This window comes from Pseudomonas sp. SIMBA_067, from assembly GCF_046534675.1.
Taxonomy (GTDB): domain Bacteria; phylum Pseudomonadota; class Gammaproteobacteria; order Pseudomonadales; family Pseudomonadaceae; genus Aquipseudomonas; species Aquipseudomonas putida.
In genome coordinates this window covers 1-318 of the sequence record NZ_JAWRYH010000202.1, presented here as the reverse complement: position 1 = coordinate 318, position 318 = coordinate 1, and the positions used below count along the sequence as shown (strand labels likewise).

The window sequence follows — 318 nt, the reverse complement described above, 5'->3', positions numbered from 1 at the left end:
CGCTTCGTTCACATCACGCAGTTGCCCGTTATCTACCGCGCCTTCCGGAATAGCTTTACCCAGGTCGCCCGGTTGCAGCTCTGCCATAAACGGTTTCAGCAACGGCACACAAGCGTAAGAGAACAGATAGTTACCGTACTCAGCGGTATCAGAGATAACCACGTTCATTTCGTACAGACGCTTACGGGCGATGGTGTTGGCAATCAGCGGCAGCTCGTGCAGTGATTCATAATATGCAGACTCTTCAATGATGCCGGAATCGACCATGGTTTCGAACGCCAGTTCAACGCCCGCTTTCACCATCGCGATCATCAGTAC

General features: G+C 52.2%; 1 pseudogene. It reads right to left on the bottom strand.

Annotated elements, in window-relative coordinates:
• Positions 1–318: pseudogene (locus SB765_RS28730) on the bottom strand (hypothetical protein); the annotation flags it as partial.